This is a genomic window from Catenuloplanes japonicus, assembly GCF_000717135.1.
Classification (GTDB): Bacteria; Actinomycetota; Actinomycetes; order Mycobacteriales; family Micromonosporaceae; genus Catenuloplanes; species Catenuloplanes japonicus.
The window spans coordinates 1-3706 of the sequence record NZ_JNXY01000071.1 but is presented as its reverse complement, the minus strand read 5'-3'; the positions used below and the strand labels follow the sequence as shown (position 1 = coordinate 3706).

Sequence of the window (3706 nt, the reverse complement as noted above, 5' to 3'; positions counted from 1 at the left end):
GAACCTCGGCTGATCCGCGCCGGAGAGCGTGAACGGCCGCCAGCGCGCCCGCATACCCTCCTGATCCTCCGCGAGCCCGGTCCACGTGTGCGTCTGCGACGGCAGCGGATCCGTCCGGCCACCGGTCAGCAGCTCGACCGTGAACTCGGTGTCCAGATCCGCGATCATCGCCCGCGCGACCTTGCCGGTCCACTCCGGGTCACTGTCCACACCGGACCGCAGACCACGGCCCATCTCCGACGACGCACCGGTATTCGTGCCGTGCGTCGTTCCATGGGCCATCGCGCCGGTGGCGGACACGCTGGCCGAGCCGTAGGTGCCGGCGACCGCGGTCTCCGCCATCGGCTTCGGCACGATGGTCGTGCCGATGTTGGCACTCAGTTCGAACAGGTTCCGCAGCTGCGTCGTACCCCGCTCCTGCAGACGGATCTGCCGGTAGATCTCCAGCGGATTGAACTGACTCTGCGACACGATACGGTTACCGGCGCCCGGCACCGGCTTCGCCCGCAGCCGCAGGATGCCGATCTCCTTGCCGTCCGCGTCCCGCAACGGGTTGGAGAGCAGGCCGTCGCCACGCAGCCGGGGCAGGTTGGCGTGCGTGTTGCTGAACCCGCTGAGCGTGAGGATCTCCCGCTGCGACTCCGGGTCCAGCTGGAGGCCGGCGGCGTTGGCACGGCCGGCGAGCCGCGGGAGCACGCCGAGGATCGTCCGGCCGACGCCGCCCGGGTCGTGGAACGAGTCCATCGACATCGGCAGGTTCGCCAGCGTGTCCTCGCCCGGCGGCGTGGTGTCCTCCGGCGGACGCGGCGCCGCCACGTGCTCCGGGAAGTTCACCACGATCGGGGTGCTGACCGTCGGGTTGGCGCCCTCCGCCAGCTCGACATCGGCCGGCGGCGCGCCGTCGGACTCGCTCCGGGCGGGCGCGCCCGGGTCGGGCAGCGGCGTGCTGGCCGGCTCGACGGCGACGGACCACGTGATCGTGTACGGGTGCGCGAAGCCGATCCCGCGGATGCGCTCCGTGGTGCCCTGGCCGGCGCCGATGTCCGTGACCGTGGTCCGGGTGTACTTGCCGTGCGTGATCCGCGCGGTCCCGGTGATGTTGAAGAGCCGGAACAGACCTTGGCTGAGCGGCTGGAACCGCTGGAACGACACCGCCAGATCCCGGTAGTTCGACGACTGCTGGACGACCGGGTTCGACGAGCCGCCGACCTTGCGGTTCTCCGCCTGGGTCAGCTCCGGCGTCGGGAAGTCCGGCAGCACGTCCGGCGCGTCGTTCCGCTCCATCGTGGCGCGCAGCCGCACCCGCAGCGCGTGTGGGCCCGAGCCGACCACGTGCGTGATGCCGGACTTGCCGATCGCCGTCGGAAGGTCTCCGGTCAGCGCGAGCTGCGTGGTGAGCCGGTCGATGTCCTTGGTGATGGCCTCCCGCTGGATGCGGTGGACCTTCGGAGCCGCCGCGGTCTGGACCAGCGTGCGGACCTTCTCCGCGTCCTCCGGCGCGATCGTGACCTCGGTGCCGGTGCCCAGATAGCTGTGCACGCTGCCCGGATCGTCCCGGTCACCGAACTTGGTCAGGTCGAGTTGCCCACCGATTCGCGTCTCGAGCGCGTCCAGCTTCGTCTGCGCGTCAGCGAGCTGTTGCGCGGCCGTCCGCGCGGCCGACCTGGCGTTCTCCAGCTCCGCGCCGAGGGCCGCGAAGCGGTGTTCCAGCTCCGCGAACGCCGGGTGTTCCTGCCGGTTCGTGCGCGCCTGGCCGAGGTCGTCATCGGCGGTCCGGACGGCCTCCAGCGCGGTCGTGAGGGCGGCGTTCCGGGTCTGGTAGGTCTTGAGCGCGGTGTCGAACCGCTCGATGGACTCGTCCCGGTCGCTCTCGGCCTCGGTCGCGCGCTCCTCGGTGCGCTGCGCCTCGGCCTCCAGGCCCGGCAGGGTGTCCTCGACCGTCTCGATCCGGTCCTCGATGTCGAGAACCTGGGAGTCGTCCGGCTCCGGCGTGCCGTCCGGATCCGCCTGGTGCGCTCGCTGTGCGGCGGTCAGCGCCGCCTGGGCGGTGGTCAGCCGCTCACTCAGCGCTTCCAGTTCGTTCTGCGCGTCTTCGAGGGCTTCGGCCGCCTCGTCGGCCGTCTCCCGTTCGGCCTGGGCCCGTACCTCCGCCTCGGCCCGCTCGACCGCCGCGTCCGCGACCACGTCCCCGGCATCGTGCAGCAGGGTGGCCGCCAGATCGAACTCGCTCTGCCGTGTCCTGGCCGTGCCGTCCGCGTACCGCAGCTCGTGTTCGGCCCGCTGAGCGGCGGTGAGGCTGTCGCGGAGCGCGTTCAGCTCGGCGTCCAGACGCGTGACGTCGGCGGTGGCGTTCCGGGCCTGCGGGGCGAGTGCCCGGTCGACGACCATCCGCGCCTCGAAGCCGAGCGACGCCACCCGCGCGGTGATCATGCCATCGGTCACGGCCGGGAACGGCTGTGCGGCGTCGATCCGCATCCGCAGCTGCTCGGCCAGCTTCCGGGCCGCGGTCAGCGCCGTCCGCGCGTCGCGGTACTCCCGGGCGGCCTCGTCGGCCCGCTGGAGCGCCGTCTCCCGGGCGGTGTGCGCGTCGGCCAGGTCCTGGACCGTCCGCGTGCGGGGACCGTCCAGCGCATCGAGGGCGGCGACGGCGCGTTGGTGCGCCGCCGCGGTGTCCCGCGCCTTGGCGAGCGCGGCGGCGTCGGCGTCGGGGGCGGACGCCTGGGTCTCGGCCACGCGGGCGGAGCTGTCGGCCCGCTGGACCGCGGACCTTCGGTCGGTGATCTGCTGATCGAGGTCGCGCAGCGCCCGCTCGGCGTCGGCGATGCGCTGCTCGGCGTTCTCCACCGCGGCCCGGTGGGTGTCCAGCTCCCGGCTGGTCCGCCCGGCCTCCGGCTCCAGCGTGTCCTGGATGGTCTCCGTCGTCTGTTCGTAGGTCGATTCCAGTGCCGCCGGCTGCGACGACTCCGCCGGGTCCGGGCGCACCGGGACGGCGGGCGTCGCCAGCCGGGTGACCTCGTCGGTGAGACCGGTGAGGAGCGCGGCCCGCTGGTCCGCGATCGGATTCGGCGGGTCGCCGGCCTCCGAGTTCGTTCCGGCGGCCAGATCGCGCTCGAACGCGGCGTTCGTGTCCGCCTCGGCGGCCTGCCGTTCGGCGGCCGGGGTGCGGCGGGGTGCGGCCTCGATCGCGGAGACGTCGACACCCGTGCCGGGCACCTCCATGAACCGCACCCGCAACGGGTCCACCGGCGCCTTCGCCTGCATACCCGACTGCGGATCGTAGAACGCCACACCGTCATACGGATCAGACGAATCCACGACGGGACCCGTACGGACCGCCATGAACACGTGCCCCGGCTCGCCCACGCGGGCATTCACCGCCACCACACCCATGGCACCCACCACAGGCAATGCGGCCGGCCCGACCACGCGGACAACACATCCACATCAGTCGCCACAGACGCCACCGCACGGAACCGCGCACCCGGATCCAACTTCGCCAACACCGCAGCGATCGTCCCCAGAACACAGTTCGTCAACCAACCCGCATCAGCCGACGCATCCCGATCCACATTCAGATCACGCAGACCCGCAGACTCCGCCAACAACACCGCCACCGGCGCCGGCGAACCCACCGACACCCACGACGACTGATCCGGACCCACCACCCCACCCGCCGAATCCGACGGACGAAGCGACTGGAAATGGT

The 3706-nt window shown here is 72.0% G+C and carries 2 protein-coding genes; both read right to left on the bottom strand.

What is annotated here, in order from left to right:
• The coding region (locus OP04_RS47990) for a hypothetical protein (protein WP_157241385.1) at window positions 1-3390 on the bottom strand (3390 nt) is incomplete at its 3' end.
• Window positions 3372-3706: hypothetical protein (locus tag OP04_RS56330; protein WP_232324034.1), on the bottom strand; the 335-nt coding region annotated here is incomplete at its 5' end. The genes OP04_RS47990 and OP04_RS56330, both read right to left, overlap by 19 nt.